This window comes from Arthrobacter sp. 05T444 (assembly GCF_056395905.1).
Genome location: NZ_JBFTKK010000003.1, coordinates 16887 through 39890 on the forward strand (window position 1 = coordinate 16887; position 23004 = coordinate 39890).

17 protein-coding genes and 1 pseudogene are annotated in these 23004 nt (G+C 61.6%); 9 read left to right on the forward strand and 9 right to left on the reverse strand.

Annotated elements, in window-relative coordinates; translation table 11 throughout:
- Window positions 1-132: 132 nt before the first annotated feature.
- From AC1DD3_RS04280 to AC1DD3_RS04315, 8 genes and pseudogenes are all read left to right on the forward strand, one after another.
- The gene (locus tag AC1DD3_RS04280; protein ID WP_476881016.1) at window positions 133-1626 is read left to right on the forward strand and encodes a fumarylacetoacetate hydrolase family protein; all 1494 of its coding nucleotides are present in this window, start codon (window positions 133-135) and stop codon (window positions 1624-1626) included.
- The gene (locus AC1DD3_RS04285) at window positions 1619-2293 is read left to right on the forward strand and encodes a GntR family transcriptional regulator (RefSeq protein ID WP_476881017.1); all 675 of its coding nucleotides are present in this window, start codon (window positions 1619-1621) and stop codon (window positions 2291-2293) included. The genes AC1DD3_RS04280 and AC1DD3_RS04285 overlap by 8 nt, the downstream gene beginning before the upstream one ends.
- A gap of 28 nt (window positions 2294-2321) precedes the next feature.
- Entirely contained in the window at window positions 2322-3863 is a 1542-nt protein-coding gene (gene hpaE / locus AC1DD3_RS04290) for a 5-carboxymethyl-2-hydroxymuconate semialdehyde dehydrogenase (RefSeq protein WP_476881018.1), read from the forward strand.
- 34 nt (window positions 3864-3897) lie between these two features.
- Window positions 3898-4983 carry a 3,4-dihydroxyphenylacetate 2,3-dioxygenase gene (gene hpaD, locus AC1DD3_RS04295; protein WP_476881019.1) on the forward strand — a complete coding sequence of 362 codons (1086 nt, stop codon included), beginning with the start codon at window positions 3898-3900 and terminating at the stop codon, window positions 4981-4983.
- A 1-nt stretch (window position 4984) separates the two neighbouring features.
- A complete protein-coding gene (hpaH, locus tag AC1DD3_RS04300) occupies window positions 4985-5770 on the forward strand; it encodes a 2-oxo-hept-4-ene-1,7-dioate hydratase (protein ID WP_476881020.1) in 786 nt (261 codons plus the stop codon).
- A complete protein-coding gene (locus AC1DD3_RS04305) occupies window positions 5755-6567 on the forward strand; it encodes an HpcH/HpaI aldolase family protein (RefSeq protein WP_476881021.1) in 813 nt (270 codons plus the stop codon). The genes hpaH and AC1DD3_RS04305 overlap by 16 nt, the downstream gene beginning before the upstream one ends.
- 70 nt (window positions 6568-6637) lie before the next feature.
- Entirely contained in the window at window positions 6638-8143 is a 1506-nt protein-coding gene (locus AC1DD3_RS04310) for an NAD-dependent succinate-semialdehyde dehydrogenase (protein ID WP_476881022.1), read from the forward strand.
- A 1821-nt stretch (window positions 8144-9964) separates the two neighbouring features.
- Window positions 9965-10108, forward strand: a pseudogene (locus AC1DD3_RS04315) (recombinase family protein); the annotation flags it as partial.
- A gap of 338 nt (window positions 10109-10446) precedes the next feature.
- Here AC1DD3_RS04315 and AC1DD3_RS04320 read toward each other — a convergent pair.
- From AC1DD3_RS04320 to AC1DD3_RS04360, 9 genes are all read right to left on the reverse strand, one after another.
- A complete protein-coding gene (locus tag AC1DD3_RS04320) occupies window positions 10447-11319 on the reverse strand; it encodes a winged helix-turn-helix transcriptional regulator (RefSeq protein ID WP_476881023.1) in 873 nt (290 codons plus the stop codon).
- A 225-nt stretch (window positions 11320-11544) separates the two neighbouring features.
- A complete protein-coding gene (gene purU / locus AC1DD3_RS04325) occupies window positions 11545-12405 on the reverse strand; it encodes a formyltetrahydrofolate deformylase (RefSeq protein WP_476881024.1) in 861 nt (286 codons plus the stop codon).
- 135 nt (window positions 12406-12540) lie between these two features.
- Window positions 12541-13899 carry a hypothetical protein gene (locus tag AC1DD3_RS04330; RefSeq protein WP_476881025.1) on the reverse strand — a complete coding sequence of 453 codons (1359 nt, stop codon included), beginning with the start codon at window positions 13897-13899 and terminating at the stop codon, window positions 12541-12543.
- A 98-nt stretch (window positions 13900-13997) separates the two neighbouring features.
- Window positions 13998-14936: an SDR family oxidoreductase gene (locus AC1DD3_RS04335; RefSeq protein ID WP_476881026.1), complete on the reverse strand. Its 939-nt coding sequence runs from the start codon at window positions 14934-14936 to the stop codon at window positions 13998-14000.
- Window positions 14937-15136: 200 nt separating this feature from the next.
- Window positions 15137-15400 (reverse strand): hypothetical protein, encoded by a 264-nt coding sequence (locus AC1DD3_RS04340; protein ID WP_476881027.1) that lies wholly within the window; start codon window positions 15398-15400, stop codon window positions 15137-15139.
- Window positions 15401-15465: 65 nt separating this feature from the next.
- Window positions 15466-16674: a VOC family protein gene (locus tag AC1DD3_RS04345; RefSeq protein WP_476881028.1), complete on the reverse strand. Its 1209-nt coding sequence runs from the start codon at window positions 16672-16674 to the stop codon at window positions 15466-15468.
- A 74-nt stretch (window positions 16675-16748) separates the two neighbouring features.
- Window positions 16749-17759 carry a fumarylacetoacetate hydrolase family protein gene (locus AC1DD3_RS04350; RefSeq protein WP_476881029.1) on the reverse strand — a complete coding sequence of 337 codons (1011 nt, stop codon included), beginning with the start codon at window positions 17757-17759 and terminating at the stop codon, window positions 16749-16751.
- A gap of 93 nt (window positions 17760-17852) precedes the next feature.
- Complete coding sequence (locus AC1DD3_RS04355) at window positions 17853-18227, reverse strand: nuclear transport factor 2 family protein (protein ID WP_476881030.1); 375 nt, start codon at window positions 18225-18227, stop codon at window positions 17853-17855.
- A gap of 67 nt (window positions 18228-18294) precedes the next feature.
- Window positions 18295-19773: an aldehyde dehydrogenase gene (locus tag AC1DD3_RS04360; protein ID WP_476881031.1), complete on the reverse strand. Its 1479-nt coding sequence runs from the start codon at window positions 19771-19773 to the stop codon at window positions 18295-18297.
- Between the two features lie 706 nt (window positions 19774-20479).
- On the opposite strand from AC1DD3_RS04360, the gene AC1DD3_RS04365 reads away from it, so the two are divergent.
- On the forward strand, window positions 20480-22930 hold the full coding sequence (locus AC1DD3_RS04365; protein ID WP_476881032.1) for a LuxR C-terminal-related transcriptional regulator: 2451 nt from the start codon (window positions 20480-20482) through the stop codon (window positions 22928-22930).
- Window positions 22931-23004: the final 74 nt, after the last annotated feature.

Consider the following 23004-nt stretch of genomic DNA (forward strand, 5'->3'; position numbering starts at 1 on the left):
GAAACAGTACGGCATGTGTGGAGCGGACGCCAAGAGCATTCGCGCAGCGGGGCCAAGATGTCGGCTTGACCAATACTCGGATACGCCGCATAGTAATTCGTATACGATTTCGTACTTGATGAGGAGACGGTTTTGGAGCAGGTCAACGGGGACATCCTGGCAGCGGCACGCAAGGTGATCGCAGTGCACATCAACTACCCCAGCCGGGCAGCCCAGCGGGGACGCACGCCGGCACAGCCGTCCTACTTCCTGAAGCCCTCGTCCTCCCTGGCGCTCGGCTCGGCGGATTCCCCCTCCGTGGTGGAACGCCCGGCGGGCTGCGAACTGCTCGGCTACGAGGGCGAGATCGCCCTGGTTATCGGCAAGGCCGCCCGTCGCGTCGGCATCGAGGACGCCTGGAGCCATGTTGCCGCGGTGACCGCCAGCAACGACCTGGGCGTCTATGACCTCCGGTACGCGGACAAGGGCTCCAACCTCCGGTCCAAGGGCGGTGACGGTTTCACCCCGGTGGGCCCGGCTCTGATCCCGGCGGATGCCGTGGACCCCGCGAACCTGCGCATCCGCACCTGGCACAACGGCGAACTCGTCCAGGACGACACCACCGAGGACCTGCTCTTCCCCTTCGCGCGGCTGGTGGCGGACCTGTCCCAGCTGCTCACCCTCGAAGAAGGGGACATCATCCTCACCGGCACCCCGGCCGGCGCCTCCGTAGCCAAGCCCGGCGACGTGCTCGAAGTCGAGGTCAGCACTGCTGACGGCCGCCTCACCACCGGGCGCCTGCGCACAGCGGTGGAGGAAGGCACGACGGCGTTCGCTGACTTTGGTGCCGCACCCAAGGTTGATGACCTGCAGCGCGAAGAGGCCTACGGTTCACGCGAAGCGGCGGGTTTGGCACCCGCGGAAGCGGCCGCCGTCGGGCCCGTCCTCTCCCCCGAACTGAAGGCCAAGCTGGAAAGCGTCGCCACCGCCACCCTGTCCTCCCAGCTGCGCAAACGCGGCCTCAACAACGTCAGCATCGACGGCCTGCAGGCAACCCGCCCCGACCGGCGCGTTGTGGGCCTGGCCCGGACCCTCCGCTACGTCCCCAACCGGGAGGACCTCTTCAAAACCTACGGCGGCGGCTTCAACGCCCAGAAACGCGCCATCGATTCCGTCAACGAAGGCGAAATCCTGGTGATGGAGGCCCGCGGCGAGAAGGGCACAGGGACGGTGGGTGACATCCTGGCCCTCCGCGCCCAGGTCCGTGGGGCGGCTGCCATCATCACCGACGGCGGCGTCCGCGACTACTCTGCCGTGGCCGGCCTGGAGATGCCCACGTACTTTGCCAACCCCCACCCCGCAGTGCTGGGCCGCCGCCACATCCCGTGGGACACGGACATCACCATCGCCTGCGGCGGTGCAACGGTTCAGCCCGGCGACATCATCGTGGCCGACTCCGACGGCATCCTGGTGATCCCGCCGGCCATCGCCGATGAACTGGTGGAGGACTGCATCCAGCAGGAAAAGGAAGAAACCTTCATCTTCGAAATGGTCCAGCAGGGCAACAGCGTCGACGGTCTCTACCCCATGAACGCCGAGTGGCAGGGCCGGTACAAGGAATGGGAAGCAGGCCATGCCAATGACTGAGACTGCAGTGACTGGAACAGCAGTGCCTGCCGGCAGCAAGTCCCAACAGGCCTACGAAGCGGTGAAAGCCCGGATTGTGGGAGGCACCTACAGCCCCGGCTACCGGCTGGTCCTGGCGGTCATCGCCAAGGACCTGGGCTTCAGTGTGGTCCCGGTCCGGGAGGCCATCCGCCGGCTCGAAGCCGAAGGGCTGGTGAAGTTCGAGCGGAACGTCGGCGCCACCGTGGCCGGGATCGACCCCACCGAATACCTCTACACAATGCAGACCCTCAGCATCGTGGAAGGCGCCGCCACCGCGCTCTCCGCTCCACTGATCGGCGAGGCGGATGTAGCCCGCGCCCGCGCCGTGAACGAGGAAATGCGCGAATGCCTGCAGCACTTCGACCCCGTCCGCTTCACGCAGCTCAACCAGGACTTCCACAGCGTCCTCTTTGAACACTGCCCCAACCCGCACATCCTGGACCTGGTCCACCGGGGCTGGAACCGGCTGGCCTCGCTGCGATCCTCGACGTTCCGCTTCGTCCCCGGCCGCGCCCACGATTCCGTGGACGAACACGAAGCGCTGCTTCAGCTCATCGAATCCGGTGCCGACACCGGCACCATCGAAAAAGCTGCCCGGCTCCACCGTTCCGCCACCCTGGACGCCTACCTCGCCCAATCCAACTAGCACCCAGATCACAGTTAGGACCTCAACGATGACGACCTCAGTAGAAACCACCCAGCACCACATTCCGGAAAATCTGCCCACGCATCTCCAGCACTTCATCGACGGTAAGTTTGTTGACTCGATCGGCGGCAAGACCTTTGACGTGCAGGATCCGGTCTCCAACGAGAACTACGCGACAGTCGCGTCAGCCCAGCCGGAAGACGTCGACCTCGCTGTCGCCGCCGCCCGCGAAGCATTCACCAACGGTCCGTGGCCGAAGATGCTGCCCCGCGAACGTGCCCGGGTGCTGCACAAGATCGCCGACATCGTCGAAGCGCGCGACGACGAACTCGCCCTTCTCGAGAGCTACGACTCCGGCCTGCCCATCACCCAGGCCAAGGGCCAGGCCCGCCGCGCCGCCGAGAACTTCCGCTTCTTCGCCGACCTCATCGTCGGGCAGGAGGACAACGCCTTTAAGGTACCCGGCCGGCAGATCAACTACGTGAACCGCAAGCCGATCGGCGTTGCCGCCCTCATCACACCGTGGAACGTCCCCTTCATGCAGGAGTCGTGGAAGCTCGCCCCGGCAATCGCGACCGGCAACACCGTCGTCATGAAGCCCGCCAGCTACACCCCGCTCTCCGCCGTGCTGTGGCCCGAGATCTTCCGTGAGGCAGGCCTGCCCGACGGAGTCTTCAACCTGATCTTCGGATCCGGCGGCGTCGCGGGCGACTACCTTGTCAAGCACCCTGACGTGCCAATCGTGTCCTTCACCGGCGACAGTTCGACCGGTGCCACCATCTCAACCGCAGCCGCCCCCCAGTTCAAGAGCCTCTCGCTCGAGCTCGGCGGCAAGAGCCCCGCCATCGTCTTCGCCGACGCCGACATCGAAGCCGCCCTCGACGCCACTGTCTTTGGTGTCTTCAGCCTGAACGGTGAGCGTTGCACCGCCGGGTCCCGCGTGCTCGTCCAGCGCGACATCTACGACGACTTCGTGGCCCGCTTCGCCGGGCGCGCGAAGAACATCAAGGTGGGCCTCCCGAGCGATCCCGCAACCGAGGTCGGCTCGCTCGTGCACCCGAATCACTTCGACAAGGTCATGAGCTACATCGAGATCGGCAAGACCGAGGGCCGGCTCCTCGCCGGCGGCGGTCGTGCCGAAGGCTTCCCCACAGGCAACTACGTTGCACCGACCGTGTTCGCCGACGTGGCGCCCGACGCCCGGATCTTCCAGGAGGAAATCTTCGGCCCGGTTGTGGCCATCACCCCCTTCGACACCGACGAAGAAGCCCTCGCACTCGCCAACAACACCAAGTACGGCCTCGCCGCCTACGTCTGGACCACGAACCTGAAGCGAGCCCACAACTTCGCACACGCCATCGAAGCCGGCATGGTGTGGCTGAACTCGAACAACGTGCGCGACCTCCGCACCCCGTTCGGCGGCGTGAAAGCCTCAGGCCTCGGCCGCGAGGGCGGCTACCGCTCAGTCGACTTCTACACTACGCAGCAGTCGGTACAGATCACCCTCAACGAGGCCCACTCCCCCAAGTTCGGCAACGTCGAAGACGCTGCAGCAACCAGCGACAGCTAGCCCCTCCCCAAACTTTCAAAGAAGAGAGCACACCATGACCAACTTCGTTCCCACCCCCACCGTCCCTGCTCCGGACATCGTCCGCTGCGCCTACATGGAGATCGTGGTCACCGACCTCGCCAAGTCCCGCGCGTTCTACGTTGACCTCCTGGGCCTGCACGTCACCGAGGAAGACGAGAACAACATCTACCTGCGCTCCCTCGAGGAGTTCATCCACCACAACCTGGTGCTCCGCAAGGGACCCATCGCCGCCGTCGCCGCATTCGCTTACCGGGTGAAGTCTCCTGCCGAAGTGGATGCCGCCGAGGCGTACTACAAGGAACTGGGCTGCCGCACCGAACGCCGTAAAGAGGGCTTCACCAAGGGAATCGGCGACTCCGTCCGCGTTGAGGACCCGCTGGGCTTCCCCTACGAGTTCTTCTACGACGTGGAGCACGTCGAACGCCTCACCCAGCGTTACGACCTCTACTCCGCCGGCGAACTGGTGCGCCTGGACCACTTCAACCAGGTCACCCCGGACGTCCCCCGCGGCCGCAAATACCTCGAGGACCTCGGCTTCCGCGTCTCCGAGGACATCCAGGATTCCGACGGCGTCACCTACGCCGCGTGGATGCACCGCAAGCAGACCGTCCACGACACCGCCCTGACCGGCGGCAACGGCCCGCGCATGCACCACGTTGCATTCGCCACCCACGAAAAGCACAACATCATCCAGATCTGCGACAAGATGGGCGCCCTGCGCATCAGCGACCGGATCGAACGCGGCCCCGGCCGGCACGGCGTCTCCAACGCCTTCTACCTCTACATCCTGGATCCGGACGGCCACCGCATCGAGATCTACACCCAGGACTACTACACCGGCGACCCGGACAACCCCACCATCACCTGGGACGTGCACGACAACCAGCGCCGCGACTGGTGGGGCAACCCCGTGGTCCCGTCCTGGTACACCGAGGCCTCCCTGGTCCTGGACCTCGACGGCAACCCCCAGCCGGTCATCATCCGCGAGGAAAAGAGCGAAATGGCCGTGACCGTGGGCGCCGACGGCTTCTCCTACACCCGCAAGGACGGCTCCCCTGAAGGGGACCGGACAGGCTTCAAACTGGGAGCGCAGCTCTAGCATGCTTGACCCGACGACGATTGAGACGATCGCGGACGAACTGGTGGAGGCCGGCCGGAACCGCAAGCCGATCCCCCGGCTGACGGCCCGCTACCCGGACATGACCGTGGAGGACTCCTACGCCGTCCAGCAGCTGTGGCGCCGCAGGAACGAGGAAGCCGGGCGGACTTTGGTGGGGCGCAAGATCGGTCTCACGTCCCGGGCGATGCAGGCCGCCACCGGCATCACCGAACCGGACTACGGCGCGATCTTCGATGACATGGTGCTGGAGACAGGCTGCTCGGTGGCATGGGACAAGTACACCCATCCGCGGGTGGAGGTGGAGCTCGCGTTCGTCCTCAAGGACGCGCTCAAAGGCCCCGGCTGCACCATCTTCGATGTCCTGAACGCCACCGACTACGTGGTTCCGGCCCTTGAGATCCTGGACTCCAGGATCGAAATGGAGGGCCGGACCATCGTGGATACCATCGCGGACAACGCCGCAATGGGCGCCATGGTGATCGGCGGCAACCCGGTCAAACCCGACGCCGTGGACCTCCGCTGGGTCTCCGCGATCCTCTACAAAAACCAGACAGTCGAGGAGACCGGCGTGGCCGCGGGCGTCCTGGACCACCCCGCCAACGGCGTCCACTGGCTCGCCAACAAGATCGCAGCCCACGGGGATTCGATGAAGGCCGGAGACATCATCCTCGCCGGCTCCTTCACCCGCCCGATGTGGGTCTACAAGGGCGACACCGTGCACGCAGACTACGGACCCCTGGGGAGCATCACATGCCGCTTCGAGTAGAACCGGACACCACCTTCCGCGACGCCCTCACTGCGGCAGGCCGGCCTCTTGCCGGGATGTGGGTGTGCTCCGGCAGCCCGCTGATCGCGGAACTGTGCGCCGGGTCCGGCTTGGACTGGCTGCTGATCGACGCCGAGCACAGCCCCAACGGGCTCGAATCCATCCTCGCCCAGCTCCAGGCTATCCACGGTTACCCGGTCCACACCCTGGTCCGCCCGCCGGTCAATGACACCGTGGTGATCAAGCAGTACCTGGACCTGGGGGTGCAGAACCTGCTGGTTCCAATGGTCAATTCCGTGGCGGAGGCGGAAGCCGCCGTGGCCGCCACCCGGTATCCGCCCCAGGGCGTGCGCGGCGTGGGCTCTGCCCTCGCCCGCGCCGCCCGCTGGAACCGGGTCCCGGATTACCTCGCCCGGGCGTCGGAGACCATCAGCGTCACCGTCCAGATCGAATCGACCACTGCAGTGGAGGCCGTGGAAGACATCCTGAAGGTGGACGGCGTGGACGCCATTTTCCTGGGCCCCTCGGACCTTGCCGCTTCCATGGGCTTGCTGGGCCAGCAGGAACACCCGGAGGTTCGCGCCGCCGTCGAGCACTGCCTTAGGGCTGCGGCGGCGGCCGGGAAGCCGGCCGGGGTGAACGCTTTCAACCCCGACACTGCCCGCCACTACCTGGACGGCGGCGCCAACTTCATCCTGGTGGGAGCCGACGTCGCCATCCTTGCCCGCGGCTCAGAAGCCCTCGCCGCAGCGTTCATCCCTGCAGTAGAACCGGCCGAAACCAAAGCCAGCTACTGACAAACCCCGCCCCGGTGGTTGAGCCTGTCGAAACCGCCTGACGATACCCCAAACTTTCCTGAGGAACACCATGACTGTTGCCCCCGTACTTTCCCCTGCCATCTCGCCGGAACGTGAAGCCGCGCTCCTGGCCTCCGTTCCGACCGGTCTGCTCATTGGCGGGCAGTGGCGGAACGCGTCCGACGGCGGCACCTTCGACGTGCACGACCCCGCCACCGGGGAGGTGCTCGCCACCCTCGCCTCCGCCACGAGCGCGGACGCGGTCGCGGCGTTGGACGCGGCGGATGCCGCGCAGGCGTCCTGGGCGCGGACCGCGCCGCGGGTGCGGGCGGAGATCCTGCGCCGTGCTTTCGATTTGGTGACCGAACGGGTCGAGGACTTCGCGCTGCTGATGACGCTGGAGATGGGCAAGCCGCTGGCCGAGGCCCGTGGCGAGGTGGCCTATGGTGCGGAGTTCCTGCGTTGGTTCTCCGAGGAAACCGTCCGTGACTACGGCCGCTACCTCACCACCCCCGAGGGCAAAAACAAGATCCTGGTCCAGCACAAACCGGTCGGTCCGTGCCTGTTCATCACCCCCTGGAATTTCCCGCTGGCGATGGCCACCCGCAAGGTCGCCCCCGCCGTCGCGGCAGGCTGCACCATGGTCCTGAAACCCGCCAAACTCACGCCGCTGACCGCGCAGTACTTCGCGCAAACCATGCTCGACGCCGGCCTGCCCGCCGGGGTCCTCAACGTCGTCGCCTCCGCCTCCGCCTCCGGGATCTCCGGGCCGCTGCTGAAGGATTCCCGGCTCCGGAAGGTCTCCTTCACCGGTTCCACCCCGGTGGGCAAACGGCTCATGGCCGACGCCGCCCAGAACGTCCTGCGGACCTCCATGGAGCTCGGCGGGAACGCACCCTTTATCGTCTTCGAGGACGCAGACCTCGATGCCGCCGTCGACGGCGCCATGGCCGCGAAGATGCGGAACATGGGCGAGGCCTGCACCGCCGCGAATCGGTTCCTCGTCCAGGAATCCGTGGCCCAGGAATTCACCCGCAAATTCGCAACCGCCATGGCCGCCCTCACCACCGGCCGTGGCACCGACCCCGCCACCCAGGTCGGCCCGCTCATCGACGCGGGTGCCCGCGATGACGTGCACGCCCTCGTGGCCGCCGCGGTCGATGCCGGGGCCACCGCCATCACCGGCGGCGCCCCCGTGGACGGGCCCGGCTACTTCTACCCGCCCACCGTCCTCGGTGGTGTCCCGAATGATGCCGAGATCCTCCACCAGGAAATCTTCGGCCCCGTCGCCCCCATCACCACCTTCACAACCGAAGAAGACGCGATCCGGCTCGCCAACGCCAGCGAATACGGCCTCGCGTCCTACCTCTACAGCCAAGACTTCAACAAACTCCTGCGCGTGGCCGAACAGATCGAATTCGGCATGGTCGGCTTCAACGCCGGCGTCATCTCCAACGCCGCCGCACCCTTCGGCGGCGTCAAACAATCCGGCCTCGGCCGCGAAGGCGGCTCCGAAGGCATCGCCGAATACACCACCACCCAATACATCGGCATCAACGACCCCTACGCTCATTGACATGCCTACTCACCCTGAAGGCAAATTCTTTCAGGGTGAGTAGGCCCGGTTATTGGGAGCAACGCGTGGCCGATGACCACCGCCCAGCACCTGTCAGTCATAAATAGGGACTTATTATTCCTGTCGTCCAAATCGGCGGCAGGTGCATCCTAAGGAAAACCATGGCCCATCGTCGAACCTTGCTAGCGTTCCCTATGCACGCCCCGGTAGAGAAGCACCAGTTGGAGTTTGAACCGTCGAGAGAGGCTGACGATGTTCAAGACTGGACGATGCTGGCTGCAGGTGACAAAATCCGTTTCCTTCCAAAAGACGGTGGGGAGTTGTCTGGCTGGGTCGACACAGTGACAGAGGATGGCGAAGTTCTCTGGATTCATTTGGCGGCTGGTGGTGGGCGTAGATTACTTCTCTGCACAGAAGGCAGTGTCGTTCAGTGCATCCTCTAATTTCCAGTCTCCACTAGTGTGAGGCAGCAGAGGAATACCTTGACGAACCCAGCAACCAGACACTGCGAACCTCCCAGAGACAACCCACATGCGCCCCGCTCGGACGAACGAACGAGTCAGCATTGTGTTGAAGGTTTGAGCTCACCCTCACTAAGAAGCGACCGGACTTTGGGAACCAGAGCTCCTGTGTCGTCTTCGGCTCCAGGTGTTCGGATCACGATGTCCCTGCACTTACGGAATTGATGAGAGTGTCCAATAAGGACATCTCCCCCATTCCCGCACCAACGCACGAACCGCAACGAACGGTGACCGGCCCAATTGCAGGCAGATCATTTTTGGCGCTTCAACGCGTAGACACGCCCTTACATCCGATAAGAGCAGACGCATAGTTCCCAAGGAATCATCATGAGTATCCAGTCTTCGAAAGGTCACAAATGCTTCACCCCTTAGCCCCAACCCACTCCGAATTCCGCTTAGACATCCTTGTCGATGATCCACAGGATCTGGATCGGCTCCTGGATCAGGCAGTACAGCAGTTGATTCCAGCAGCCCTAGAACGCAGGCAGGGTATTCTCGTCACCCGAGTCTTCCCGGACAAGTACACGGTAGAAGTCGAGGAAGGTGTTTTGTGTGGGGTGGTCCAGGAAAGACGAATCGAGCCAGACGCGCAGGAGCCTCAGTTGCAGACCAACAGCATGAGTTGAAAGGACTCGCGGGACCTTCGTGCAGGCGGCTATAACGGCTGGAGGCTTAGCCTACGGCAGCTCAACATCGCGCTCGGATCGACGCTAGTGGCGACGTTGGCGGGCAGCAAGGATCCCAAAATCAGCTCCCGATGGGCCCGAACTGACGGCCCGGCGCCCCGTCCCGAAGCGCAGGCCCGGCTCCAGCTGGCCCATCGCATGTAGCGCGGCTGTGGTTTGTCGGTGCCAATCCCCTGGCTGGACGAGATCTCACCCATCGAGGCCATCAAAGACGTGCGGGCCAAGGGCGTCCTGGCTGCCGCGGCCGCCATGAGGGAAGACAGGTTCTCCGGTTGACCGAAGTTTGCTCCAAGACCGGCCTAGCCTACGTGGAGGGTCCGGTCAGGGGTTACCGCATCGCAAAATCGTCGTACGGACCTCTGAATCCCCTGCCCCGAAGCTCGGGACGGCTGACCGTTCCTCCTGATCGCGCTACAACACCCCCGGTAGCACCGTGTATCTAGCCGGGGGACCGGCCCACGGCGTACCCGGAAACGCTCGCTATGGCCCAGGCTCCCTCTCCGGGCTGGAGTGCCGGTAACGCCGGCCCACCCGCCGAATACCCCATCCCGTGAGGCCCGTACCAGCAGCCCGATGCGGCGGCACGATCTCCCGGTAACCAATTTTCCGGACTCCCCATGGCCAACCTCATGCTCTCCGGCGTGGGCACCTTCCCTGAATTCGAAAGCTCGCTCATCAGGGAACGCCAGCGGGAAAGCATCGCTCTGGCCAAGCAGTGCGGCGCCAACGAAGGACGGAAAAGGCCCTCACGCCGCGCCAGGCCAACCTGGAGTGAGCCGTTCCTCTGCCATCGCCGTCGATGTCCAATAGTCCGCGGGCCGTCGGTTGACGGGAGGTCCCTTATCGGCGTTTTAAAGCACGGGACTAGAAGTAAGCGTGCGCAGGTACTGATAGGTGATCTCCCGGCTAATCCCGTAGTCACGGCAAGTGGGGCTTTCGGGGCACCCCGGAGGGCGCGCAGAACCAGCTAGGCAGCCCGTTCCGCACGTGTCGTCCGCTCGCCCTTATCGCGTAAAATTCCTCACTCTGCGAACTGCCGGATCTGGGCAAACTAAATCGCGTACGAGGTCACGCAGAAGCTCAAACCTGTGACAGGTTATTCCGTGAATGCGGCATTGGAAGCCTCAATTTCATCGGCATGTTGGTCCACCCAATTGATCAGTGACAGGAGCTGGTCAGAAAGACCGTGTCCAAGGGCGGTCAAGGAGTACTCCACGTGCCTGCGTTCGTCGTTGATAACATCGCGTGCTATAAGGCCGTCTCGCTCTAGCATTCTGAGGTTGAGAGTCAGCATGCGTTGTGAGATGGGATGGGACGGATCCAGAGCGGCTAGCAATTTCCGCAGTGTAGAAGGACGGTAAGGACCTGTGCGAGTTATCATCAAAAGCCAGTTGCGCCAATAATTGCCTACATGGTCCACGACGCTCACGATGGGATTGCTGCGGGTAGATTCGTATCGGGCGAGTTGGCGACAAAAATATCTGAAGTTCTCGGCTTCTGTTGGATTCAGATGGCCTTCACCCAGGGAGCTCAGAACCTCTCGAACTCGAGACAGAGCCGGGGCGGCCCACGTTCCCTCGCCATTCGCTGCCTGCTTTGCGTGGATGGCGTCTTTGCCTGACTTTACGGCCTCTCGCTGATCTGCTCCCGGGACTAACGGCACCGCCGGTGGCATGCGATGGGTGGTCATTATCCCGGGGAACACCCTCGCTGGTAGATGGCTTGGAAGCGCTTCAGGGCGATCCTCCGCCCTCTCCCAGCCTAAACGGATCAGATATCTCCCGGGGTTATCTACACTTTGAAAGAGTTCTGCCGTTTGGCATTTGGCAGAGGCCCGCAACAAGTGTCTAGTCGCCATAAAGAAAGCATCCGCATGCCCTGAGATTTCATGGCCGACCTGAAATTCAACGTGTTCATAGATCATTTTGGCCTCGTAGTTACTCCCATGGACGATGGGTGCCGCGCCCATCTCTGGAGTGCTCCCCACTCGTCTAGGGGATTAAGTGGGCATGGTAGGCAGGAAGCGTTGATTACCAAGCCGTTCCCGCGCCCAAGGCCACCTTGGCTTTGGTTCCAGTAACTTTGCCCCGGGGAGTGTGCCGGCAAAGTGATTTKCCGGCACACTCCCCGGGGGGCTCAGTCACTCGATTGGCGTGGATGTTGTTCGTTCTGTCCGCATGAAGACCGACCGGGATCAGAAGACCACGGTGTCGTTACCGTGCCGGAGTATGCGGTCGTCGCAGTGCCAGGCTACGGCTCTGGTAAGCACACGCCGTTCGACGTCAGCGCCCTTCCGCATCAGCTCTTGAGCGGAATCTGCATGGTCAACACGGATGGCGTCCTGCTCGATGATGGGTCCTTCGTCGAGATCAGCCGTGACGTAGTGCGCAGTTGCGCCGATCATTTTCACCCCGCGGTCTTTCGCCTTCTGGTAGGGTCCGGCGCCGATGAAGGCTGGAAGGAAGGAGTGATGAATGTTGATCATTGGGACGCCGACTTCTTGTAGAAAGTTGTCGGAGATGATCTGCATGTACCGGGCGAGTACTATGAGGTCGACGTTTCCGCGAAGTAGATCCAGTTGCGTCCGCTCCATGGCGCTCTTGTCCTGGGGGTTCGAAGGGACGTGAACGAAAGGGATCCCGAAGTAGCGAACGTCCTCGGCAAGGTCTGAGTGGTTTGACACAACCATCGCAATGTCAATCTGGAGTTCACCTCGTCGTTGCTTCCACAGCAGGTCAAGGAGGCAATGGTCGGTCTTGGACACGAAAATCGCGACGCGTTTTCGGTGTGCGGCGCTAGCCAGCTGCCACTGCGCGCCGTACGGAGTCTCAATTTTCGCTCGTATCTTTTCTTCCAGCTCAGCCCGCTTAGCGTTGAAATGCTCCAGGTGGAACTCGGTGCGTTGGAAGAACACCCCGCCGGTCGGGTCGGTGGAATGCTGGTCCAGTGAGACGATGTTCGCCCCGAAGTCCGACAGGATACTGCTGACGGCGCTGACTATTCCAGGTCGATCGGGGCACTGTATCAGGAGGCGTCCAATCGTCTCCTTTTTCATGAAAGTTGCGTCAGACGTTGATCGGGTCTCGGGCTGGCGACTGATGGGCAAGGTTGTCATTGTTTTGCTTCTACCTTCTGTGCAGCAGGTAATTGCTAGGGTTTGTCGTCTGGAAGCCGGGGTTCATTGGCCTGTTCATGGGACGGGGACGCCGGCCGGAATCGCGTCGATGTCGTAGTCCTTGTTGGTAGGCAGGTCGAGGTATGGGAAGCGTTCGACCGTTGCACGGACTGCTTTGATCCGGGACCCATAATCACCCCAGTGCACGATGACTTCATTGCCGATGTGTGCCTGGTCCAGGTCCAGAGTGGTGTGCGAGATCATTTCGCGGTAGTAGTACGAATAGACGGCCAGGGATGAGACTCCCACCGGCTTACCGTCTTTGGTGACGAGGTCAGCGTGCCCCCCTGCGGGGGACTGGGGTGTTGTTGGGAACTCGAAGTGTTTGTACTCTTCCCCGGCCTCAAATTGGGAGGCGAAAACATCGAGGATATCTTCTTTGTTCCACTTGAGCACTACGGTTTTGCGGTGGGGATTCGCCGCTTCGGTCTCCAAGGCTTCACGGCCGATGAAATCGTGATCGAACTTGGCCATCCAGCCCCAGTTCACTTCATATGGAGTCCTCAGCCGCGCCCTCATATCCGAGGGACTGAGGCTGCCTGGCAGGCCTCCGGGGGTATTTGAAACTGGTGTTCCGGCACCGAATACTGGGTGGGCGATAAATGCGGGATCCGCGTAGGCGGCCGGTAAGAAGGTGCACCCTTGCTGTGGGAACCCTCCTTCTGTGTGGTTGACGACGTAGGTCCGCCAGCCAAGGCGCTTGAGTCCGAAATCCTTACCCGCTTGGTAGACGGCGTCGAAGATGGCCGGGCCGTGCTCGAGTGGGCCCCTCAATTCATAGGCAAGGGTGCCGGACATTCCGATTCTAGACAGCTCGATTTCCCCGGCCGCATCTATGCCTGGGACACTGACTTTTTTGACGTCCAGAAAGTTGAGGCTTCGTACCTGGTCGCCCAGAAGCTGTTCCAGAACCTGCAGCGACGTGGGGCCGGCAACTTGGAACAGGAAGATGTTCCTGAGGCTGATATCGACGTCGATACCCAGATCAGGAGCCTTGAACATGGGCCAGGGCATGGAAGCGAATTGGCGGAAGGACTCCTCGCTGTCCCGGACTGTGAGGGCGTGATTGGCGATGCATCCGTTCTTATCGAGCATAACAAGGTGCTTTGAGGTGCCGATCGGCCACTTGTACACGTTGTTGATGCTGAGTCGTGAAAGGAACTCCTGGGCGTGGGGGCCACTGAAGGTGATTTCGGGGAGGCCGCTGAGGTTGGAGGCAATGTAGGCGCCCTTTTTCCATGACAGCGATTCAGCCTTCCACCCGTCTCCTTCCCAGATGTGCAGGCTCCCGAGGACATTCAGATAGGTTGGAACGTCCGGGTATGCCGGCACGTCGTTGACGGCTACGCCCTGCGTTGCGTTGGTGTCTCCCATGATGAAACTTCTTTCTGTATTTTGAGCGGTCGGCCTGGCGCGTAGCCTGTTGTTGTCGATCCCGCCCTGGTTATTGGGGTACTAGCGGGAAATCGCGCTTAGACCGGTTCTTCGATGAGGTCGTAGCGCGTTGACTTCACGCGCTCCATGACTGACCGCAGGGTCTCAGGCTCCTGTCCTGTAATCTGCTTCACGTGGTGGGACAGGACGGCCTGATATCCCTGGGCAACTGCCATGTCTGCTGTTACGAGTTCGTCGCTGGCCCACAGGTGACCGTCTGGATTTAGGGGCATGTTCGGATCGTAGGTTCGGGGCATCCCTATGGAGTCGAAAAATGCCTGTCGCTCTTCCGGGGTAACGGGCGTATATGCGATCGGAGTGTCGTAGATTTCTGCTCCGATACGGGCAATGTCTTCGTAGTTCAGCAGCTGGGGCCCCGTGATTTCATAGACAGCTCCTTCATGTTCCTGGGGGTCCTGAAGTACGGCGGCCGCTGCCCTTGCCACATCTGCCTTTGCTGCGGGAGCGAGGCTGCCGGTGCCGGTGGCCATTTCCAACCGTCCGGATGCAGCTGCCGGTGCGATTTGGATGCTGCTGACAATTTCCGAGTACAGCGCGTTGCGGAGAAAAGTGAATTTCAAGCCGGATGCGCGCAGGTCTAGTTCAGTTTGGTAGTGGTCCTTGGCCGACATCGCTGGATTATTGGGTTGGACACCGCTCACCGAGGTGTAGACAATGTGGCGGATACCGGCCCGCTGTGCAGCGGCGATGGCATTGCGGTGCTCGGTGATTCTGCGTCCGAGGTTGAGCCCGCTGATGAGAAACAGCGTGTCAGCGCCGAGGTACGCTGCGTCGAGTGATTCGCGGTCCTGATATTCCCCCTGTAGGACACGAATGCCCAGCGCTGCCCGACCGGACAGCTTCCCAGGCGTGCGTGTGACGAGAGTGAGGTCTTCGTGCGGTGTGTTCTTCAATAGAAGCTTCGTGACGCGGCGGCCCAGGTCTCCTGAGGCTCCGCTAATTACTATCCGGCTCATGCCGTTCCTTTCAAGGGCACCTTGGACGGCCCGCCAAGGTGGATGTCTTTCGAAATTTTCAGGGTCCTCCTCCGCTGTTAGAAGCGGTCCGGGAAGCCTGTCCTGCGAGTTTGGGACTGATATCCGGGCGGTGTCAGGGGACTGTGCTCACAAGGCCCAGTCTCCTGACTCCGGGATAGCAGTGGACGGCTACCCGAGTGTCAAGGCGTCTGCGGGTAGAGCTGGAGTGTAGTCATGCGATAGCTGGCTTCGCCACTCAGCTGTTGCGGTTCGACCCAAACGGAGTAGCCGTCGGCCGCTTCGTACATCGTCCGCCGGTTAATGCCGTCGGCCGCGAGCCAGACGATTGAGGAATCCGGCATGGCATCGTCTACGACGCCATGCCTGACTAGTTGCTGCTGGCGGCGGACTTCGACATTTGCTCCGATAAGCCGCTTCCAGTCTGGATAGTGTTCCAAGATCACACCTTCCTGCCGCAGGTTTTCAGCCGCGCCGTGATGGCGCAGCAGCGCAAGGACGCCTTGAAGGCTTATCCGAGGGGTCCCCAGAACGTCTCTCCCCCGTATGTGTCGGATAGCGGCTCCAGTGCCTCAGGCCAATTGTCTGGGTCCACGGTCCGCCGCTGGGCCGCCGGCTTGACCTGGCCGTCCCATCCAATCTGCTCCATGTAGTAGTGCAGCTGCATAACGTGCCCGTCCGGATCGACCGCATGGATGACGTAGTCGATGCCCGGGTGGACTTCCTGTGGCAGATCAATGATCTTCACACCGCGCTCTTCGAGAAAAGTTCGCGCTGCTCGGAGCTGTTCGTAGGACCCTAGCTGGATGCCGAAGGCCAGCAAGGTGCTATGTTCGCTGACCCCCAACACCTTGCGGAGCTCCAGGGGAAATAAACCGAGGCTGTGGTGTTCCGTGTTGGCGCGCAGGAACACGACCCGGTGACCCTCAACGGTGGTCTCTTCGCTTTTGACCAATCCCAGCCGCTCTGTATAGAACCGCTCAGCAGCGGCCACGTCTTCAACGAAGATGCTGACAGGGCCGATGCGAACGGGTTTAAACGGACGGGAAAGCAGGACGCCGCCGACGTCAAAGGTCTTGGGCAGTTCGTCCATCCAGCGGTAGCCGGAAGTCAGATCAACTCCGTCAGATTCAGCGGCGGCCAGCTCGGTTGCCTCCGAGCTGGTGGGCAGTGAGGGGTGCTCGTTGGCCCAGGGCCACAGGACTTCGGGTTTGCTGCGACCGTCCCAGCCGACCTGTTCAATCCCGTATTCCAGTTCATTGGTGTGCCCGGTGGGATCGGGAAAGTATGTGTGCCAGTTGGATCCCGGGTCACGACCGTACCGTTCAATTTTGTTGCCCAACGACTCGAGCCACAGGCGGGCCTCGACAACTTCACGGAGGCTCCCTACCTGCCAGGTGATCTGGTTGATGGTGAGGTCGCCACGTGCCGGAGAGTCCATGTGCTCAACCCAAGGCCGCGGCATCAGGACGAACGTGTGGTGATCGCTGTTGTGGCGCAGGAAATAGATGTTGGTGTCAGACAGACCGTCCAGCCACACTCCCGGGTCGTACTTTTGAAGGTCGAGGGCATCCGCCTGATAAAACCCCAGGAGCTCGGTGTAGTACGCGAGCGAGGCGGCGGTGTCCTCCACGCTGATGCCGAAGTGGTTGAGCCGGCGGATTTTGAATGGTCGGTCGTAGAGGATGCCGCCGACCGAATGTTGTTTCTTCTGGGTCATTTCTTGTCTTCCTTCATCTGTAGGGGTCACGTCGGCTTGCCTGCCCGTGCCGGCACTTTGCGTCAACTGAAGATTTAGTTGGCCGCCTTGACGACCCGGTTCCGGAGAGTCCCGATGAGGCTTGACGACACTTCCACAACATCGTCTGGCTTTACGAACAGTGTTTCCGGGTGAGATCCGTCCGGCTGCTGTTGGCTGGAATCGATAGCTGTCCCCTTCGGCGTGCCGCTGCTGACAAGATCGCCCGGGTACAGTGTGGTGTCCGCCGACAAATGCTGAATAAACGCAGCGAAATCGTGCACCATCGACTTCGTGTTGCCGCTCTGCCGGATCTCGCCGTTGACACGGCACTCGATCGGGATGTTCTGGGGGTCAAGCTCTTCCCCCACCACAATCCAGGGACCAATGGTGGCGGAGGTATCAAAATTCTTTGAGTGCATGAAGTCGGGGCCGAAAGAGACGTTGTCTCGGACAGACCAGTCATTGTGCAGGGTGTAACCCCAGATGTACGGGAGGGCATCATCACTGCGGATGTTCCGCCCGCGCTTGCCAATGATGATGGCAACTTCCGCTTCGTAATCCAGGCGCTTTGTCCGCTCGGGGTAGCGTACTTCTTGTCCGTCAGCGGAAACCGCGCGGTGATCCTTGAGGAAGTACTTCGGCCCGCCCTGGACAAGGCGCTCCAGGACTTCAGAAGTGTCTCCGGCCGAGCTGTTTTTGCTCGCCGCTTCCATGTGGTCGTAAAAGTTCGCCAGGGCGCAGAAAATACGGGCCTCCTTGGCGACAGGGGGGTGAAGTTCCACCTCGCCCAACTTGAAGCAGAGCTGCTCGCCCAGAAGACCGCGGTCGTCCTCTGCTGTGGACCATAGATACTCCACGGCGGTTTGTGCTTCCTCAAGGGCCCGCGTTCCCTCCGAGATGAAGGCACTTAGCTCGTGCGGGACCACAGCGTCGGCTTGTGCCTGCGCCCGCGCCGCCCCGGTTGTCTCTGCAAGATACTTTGCATAGGTGGCATTGACATCGACCACGGATTCGTTCCGTATGATGCCAACTCTGCGTTCAGGGCCAAAAATTGCGACCTTCATGTGTTCTCCTCGTCTATGTTGCTGAAACTGCTCTGGAAGCTATCGGCAGCTGGACCTGCTGGTTTTCCAGTGAAAGCGTGTGTCCGCCTTCGGTTACTGGGCCGGGTCGACTCCCACCTTGTCGAACAGGCTGGCGTCAGTGGGGGTGAGGCTGTAAATGGTCAAAGTCTGGATCTTGCCGTCTGTAATGGTGAAAAAATCGCCAAGTTTGAGAGGGACCCCGTTCGCATCCAGGTCTATTTCAACCGCGACGTGGTCGCCGTTGACGACTGGCGGCCGTGGGCTTGGCGTCATCGCCCCTGGAGCTAGTCCGTTTTCGTACATCCTCTTTATTGCGTCTGCGCCCCGGAGGGTTCCTTTGGCGTTGATCAGCTGGGCATCAGGTGCAAACAGTGCTGCAACGGCGCTGGCGTCCCCGGCTTTCACTCCCGCAAAGTAGGCGTCGACAATTTTGGTCGGACTTGTCATCAAGATTCGAACTCCCTAATTTGACCTTGTGCCCGCAGCGCACGACAGGTCTTTGATGGATGTCTGTTCAGGCAGACAGGTAATTGGAAGAGCCATAGATCGATTTGTATTCGAGGTAGGCGTTGATCCCTTCCGGGCCCAGCTCCCGGCCAATGCCGGAGTCTTTGAATCCACCGAAGGGGGCACCGAGGTCAAGGGTGTAGTAATTCAGGCCGATCGTTCCGGTGCGCACCCTTCGTGCTACCGACAAGGCCCGATCTTCGTCGGCGCTCCACACCGACCCGCCGAGGCCATAGTTGCTGTCATTGGCCATTCGCACGGCATCCTCGTCATCATCGAACGGGATGAGCGCCATAACCGGCCCAAAGACTTCCTCCCGGGCGAGACGGTCATTGTTATCAACGTCGGCGAACACGGTGGGCTGGACAAACCAACCCCGGTCCAGCGCGGCCGGGCGCCCGCCGCCAGCAACAAGCCGGGCAGTGGAACTTTTTGCTGTTTCGATATGGCCCAAAACCCGTTCAAGGTGCCCTTGGGTGGCCATCGGGCCCATTGTCACGGATGGATCAAGGGGGTTCCCGAGCTTGTACGAGTCGGCGAAACTGGCAACGGCATCCACAACCTCCTCATACCGTGAGCGCGCGATCAGGATGCGGGATTGGGTGGTGCACGTCTGGCTGTTGTTCAGGAACGAGGCATTGTCGAGCCCGGACAGGAAGGTCTCGATACTGCCGTCCTCGAGGAAAACAGCTGCCGATTTTCCACCGAGTTCCAGTGTGCAGCGGCGGATAAGGCGTCCGCATTCTGCGCCGATGATCCTGCCCGCTTCGGTTGATCCGGTGAATGCGATCTTGTCAACGAGTGGGTGTGAAACGAGTGCGGCGCCGGCATCACGATCGCCGAGGACAATGTTGAGCACCCCGTCGGGCAGTCCTGCCTCCCGGGCTGCCTCAGCGAATACATAAGAGTCCAGCGCGGTTTCCGGGGATGGTTTGAGAACGACAGTGCAGCCGGCGGCCAGGGCTGGGGCAATCTTGAACATCGCCAATGCCTGCGGGAAGTTCCAGGGTGCTATGGCACCGACCACGCCCACTGGTTCGCGACGGACGATTGTTGAACCTGCCTGGCTTGGACGTACTTCTTCCAACGGGAGGGCTTCTATTACATCGGCATAGATTCTCAGAAGGGCGGAGGGGGCACCGCCGTTGAGCATCTGCGACAAGCCGATGGGCATGCCGTTTTCCCTGCTGACGAGCTTTGACGTATCAGTGGCACGGCGTTCGAGCGCCTCGGCAAATTTGCGGAGCGTTGCGGCCCGTTCGGCGGCGGTTGACCTGCCCCAGGGACCGTTGTCGAGGGCACCCCGCGCAGCCTTCACGGCCGCATCAATATCGGCTTCCGAGCCTAACGCTGCGACACCGATGACCTCGCCTGTGGCTGCCTCTATCTGGTGCTGGATGCGGACAGTGCTGGGTTCGGCCCACTCTCCGTTGATGAAGAAGCGCATTCGATCGAGCTCATTTGGTCGCTCAATAGTGACTGACATGGGTTCTCCTAGCTCGTAGAAAAATTTGGGGATAAAGCGTTCCGGGGAATTAGATGGCGGCGCGAGCAGCGGCTTGGGTCGTTTTACAGTGGATCGGGCCGGTCCTGTTGTTCGCGCTGCTGTCGCCGGACGTGGGGACGCCTCACCAGTTCGCGGATGATGAACACATCGAACAAGTGCCCCGGTGCGGGAGACATTTATAGGTGATCGATAATTCGAGGTTGAGCGCTCACGCGACTCCGATCAGGGGCCTGCAAGGATCTCTCCCCTGTCCAGGTCTTCGGCGTGAACTGGCTTCGAGTGCTTTGGCTTTGGACGTCGTCGCTGTCATGATCATCCGGCAACGTCCCGGGAACTGCGCTCAGCGATATGCCGAGTGCCTGCCCGAACCTTCAGGCAATTCCGCAGCATGGGGCTGTGCTCCGTAGGGCCGGACGTGTGCTGCAACAGAGTACCCAGGGGTTGCCTGGTGAGAGCGGGTTGCATCTTTCCCGCAATGTGCCCGTGCTGTGTGGCATCCCGTCGCTGGGAGGTGTACTCGGCTTGGGCATTGGCGCTTAAGGGTCCCTACGTGTTTCATCATTCTTCCCATCGAGGCCTTGTTGCATCCTTGCAACTGTTCCAGTGTGGCCTTTTTTGGTGGAGCAGTAACGGGTCAGATGACCCCATCTGATACCTGTATTGTTTTGTGCATCACAGGAGGAACATGAGTACCGACGCACTTGTCGGCCGTTCACACGAGGGCCATCATCTGACGAGCTTCATCGGACGGCGTCGCGAGCTAGCTGAAGCCCGTGAGCTGATGTCACGCTCCCGGCTTCTGACTCTGGCGGGTCCTGGCGGCGTTGGTAAGACGCGTCTGTCGCTGGAGTTGGTCTCTCGGGTCCGCAAGGCATTCAGCGATGGTGTCTGCATCGTGGAGCTCGCCGAGGTAGAGGACGGCGCAATGGTCGGATCTCACATAGCCGCTGCCCTGCGGCTGCCGGACCAGTCCAACCGGTCATCCCTGCAGAGGATCGCAGACTATGTCCAGGACCGGCAGCTGCTTCTCGTTCTCGATAACTGCGAACATCTACTTGAAGCAGTGTCCGTCCTGGCCGCTCGGCTCCTTGATCGAGCTGCGAGATTGAGGATTGTGGCCACGAGCCGGGAGCCTCTGGGCGTCTTTGGGGAGCAGGTCTACAACGTGCCTCCTCTTGCAGCTCCCGTCCATACAGCCGCGGAAGGTATGACAATCGAGTCTTTCGACGCGGTCCGCCTGCTCATAGACCGGGCTCGTAGCGTGGATCCTACCTTCGAAGTTACCGAGGCTAATCGGCTGGCTGTGGCACAACTGTGCCAGAGACTTGACGGGATCCCTTTGGCGATTGAACTTGCGGCGACACGGCTGCGTTCAGTGTCAGTTGTTCAACTCATCGAGCGGCTTGACAAGCGGTTCGATATTCTCACTGGCGGCAGCCGCGCGGCATTACCAAGGCAGCAGACCCTCAGGGCACTGATCGATTGGAGCCACGAACTCTGCAGTTCAGATGAGCGGCTGCTGTGGGCGCGCCTCTCAGTCTTCCCGGGCGGCTTCGAGGTAGAGGCTGCCGAAGAGGTTTGCGGATTTGGTCAGCTGACACGCGAAGGTGTGCTCGATCTGATTGACCACCTTGTCGCTAAGTCGCTTGTCGTCGCCGAGAACGTTTACGGCACGCAAATAGGAGGCAGCGTCCGGGTTCGGTACCGCCAGCTCATGACCTTTCGCGAGTATGGTGCCGAGCTTCTTGAATCAATCGGGGAGTCCACGGACATGCGGCGCCGCCAGCGGGACCACTACCTGACCCGGGCGGCTGCCACAGTGAAGAATTGGTGCGGCCCGCACCAGGCCGAACGACTGATGGCGGCGCGGCGTGACCATCCGAACCTTGTGTCTGCGCTGGAGTGGTCGGCCTCGACTCCGGGGGAGGAACGCGCGGGGTTGCACCTTGCCGCCCTGCTCAGGTACCACTGGACGGCTGGCGGGAACCTTGCCGAGGGCAGGCGATGGCTGGACCGCCTACTTCAGTTAGCAACCGAACCGGGCCCTGAACGAGGAGCCGCACTGTGGGTTGGAGCCTGGATCTGCCTCGTACAGGGTGACAGGGAACAAGCGCGGGAGCATGTGGCCGAATGCCGGCTGATCGCAGAGAGCCTCAATGACAGGGCACTGGCGGCCCATGCAGATCATTGGGAGGCCCTTTGCGAGGTATTCGACGATCACTTGGAGCGGGCCATGGGGCTTTTTACCGCAGCTGTTGGCGTTCACCGCCAAGTTGGCGATACCGCGTCGGCCCTCTACGCCTTATTTCTGCTGGCTTGGACGCAAATGTATGCCGGTCGGACGGGGGATGCCCTGGCCACCTGCCGGGAGGTCTTGAAGGTAAGCGATAGTTACGGAGAACGATGGGCCCGTGCCTACGCTGATGCCGTGATGGGGCTGTGCCAGTGGCATGTTGGGGAACTGGATGCTGCGAGGCAATCACAGATCGCAGCGCTTGAAATACAACGAGATTTCCCCGATGGCCTTTGCATTGCTCTGACAATTGAACAGATGTCCTGGACAGCTGCCTCGGGCGGACACTACGAATCCGCAGCCGTTCTCTACCATGCAGCCCGGGCCGTATGGAGTGGGATAGGAACCACTATCTCCGCGTTCGGCCCTCTGGAGAAGGACTTCGAGCAGATGGCGGCCCAGGTGCGAAGTAAGCTCGGGGAAAGGGAGTTCAAGGTCCTCACCGCACGCCCTGACCCCTCTCAGGAGCAAGCCATCGAGCTTGCACTAGGCGCAGCCCGGACAGGGTACGCCTCTGCGGGTCCCCCACAGCCTCCCGTCACCAAAGCAAGTACCAGACGCCGTAACGGCTCGGCTGGGACCCCGGACGGCTATGGGAAGCATGGAGCTGCCGCGCTCACTCAGCGAGAAGCTCAAATCGCGGGCCTGGTTTCCCAGGGGCTCAGCAATAAGGAGATCGCAGCCCAACTCGTGGTGTCACCCCGAACGGTTGGGGGGCATATTGAGCGTATTTTGGCGAAACTTGGTTTCAACTCACGCACTCAAATTGCATCGTTGATGTCTGGTCCGGCCGGGGCGGGACTGACAGGCCGAAAGAATGGTTCATCAAACGGTCAAACGTAGGTGCACCGCGATTAAACGGAGCGCGTTCGTCTGGGCCTCACGCGGGGTCCGGCCCGCGATGGTGCTGGACCACC

Coding starts and splice junctions, on each gene's coding strand:
- AC1DD3_RS04355 (WP_476881030.1), bottom strand. CDS start 18,227: ATGACAAGTCCGACCAAAATTGTCGACGCCTACTTTGCGGGAGTGAAA.
- AC1DD3_RS04310 (WP_476881022.1), top strand. CDS start 6,638: ATGACTGTTGCCCCCGTACTTTCCCCTGCCATCTCGCCGGAACGTGAA.
- hpaD (WP_476881019.1), top strand. CDS start 3,898: ATGACCAACTTCGTTCCCACCCCCACCGTCCCTGCTCCGGACATCGTC.
- AC1DD3_RS04285 (WP_476881017.1), top strand. CDS start 1,619: ATGACTGAGACTGCAGTGACTGGAACAGCAGTGCCTGCCGGCAGCAAG.
- AC1DD3_RS04365 (WP_476881032.1), top strand. CDS start 20,480: ATGAGTACCGACGCACTTGTCGGCCGTTCACACGAGGGCCATCATCTG.
- AC1DD3_RS04335 (WP_476881026.1), bottom strand. CDS start 14,936: ATGAGCCGGATAGTAATTAGCGGAGCCTCAGGAGACCTGGGCCGCCGC.
- hpaH (WP_476881020.1), top strand. CDS start 4,985: ATGCTTGACCCGACGACGATTGAGACGATCGCGGACGAACTGGTGGAG.
- AC1DD3_RS04330 (WP_476881025.1), bottom strand. CDS start 13,899: ATGGGAGACACCAACGCAACGCAGGGCGTAGCCGTCAACGACGTGCCG.
- AC1DD3_RS04360 (WP_476881031.1), bottom strand. CDS start 19,773: ATGTCAGTCACTATTGAGCGACCAAATGAGCTCGATCGAATGCGCTTC.
- purU (WP_476881024.1), bottom strand. CDS start 12,405: ATGAAAAAGGAGACGATTGGACGCCTCCTGATACAGTGCCCCGATCGA.
- AC1DD3_RS04345 (WP_476881028.1), bottom strand. CDS start 16,674: ATGACCCAGAAGAAACAACATTCGGTCGGCGGCATCCTCTACGACCGA.
- hpaE (WP_476881018.1), top strand. CDS start 2,322: ATGACGACCTCAGTAGAAACCACCCAGCACCACATTCCGGAAAATCTG.
- AC1DD3_RS04350 (WP_476881029.1), bottom strand. CDS start 17,759: ATGAAGGTCGCAATTTTTGGCCCTGAACGCAGAGTTGGCATCATACGG.
- AC1DD3_RS04320 (WP_476881023.1), bottom strand. CDS start 11,319: ATGGGCGCGGCACCCATCGTCCATGGGAGTAACTACGAGGCCAAAATG.
- AC1DD3_RS04305 (WP_476881021.1), top strand. CDS start 5,755: ATGCCGCTTCGAGTAGAACCGGACACCACCTTCCGCGACGCCCTCACT.